The organism is Planktothrix paucivesiculata PCC 9631, from assembly GCF_900009265.2.
In the GTDB taxonomy this organism is placed as follows: Bacteria; Cyanobacteriota; Cyanobacteriia; order Cyanobacteriales; family Microcoleaceae; genus Planktothrix; species Planktothrix paucivesiculata.
Map to the genome: position 1 here is coordinate 1 of NZ_LR735088.1, position 236 is coordinate 236.

General features: G+C 43.2%; 1 protein-coding gene. It reads left to right on the forward strand.

What is annotated here, in order from left to right; translation table 11 throughout:
• On the forward strand, positions 1-236 hold a 236-nt coding region (locus PL9631_RS25700), incomplete at both ends, for a transposase (RefSeq protein ID WP_197046524.1).

Sequence of the window (236 nt, forward strand, 5' to 3'; positions counted from 1 at the left end):
AATAACGCCGTAGGAGTAACTTACCACCGATTACACCACTTTTTAACCGAAGCTCCTTGGTCAGCAATGAAACTAAATCAGCGTCGGCTGGAGGTGATGAATCAGTGTAAGCAAACCCAGATTAGTCGGGGATTTGCTCTAATTATTGATGATTCAGGACATCGAAAAAGCGGAAATTTTACCGATGGAGTCGGACGACAATACATCGGAGAAATCGGAAAAACCGACAATGGAAT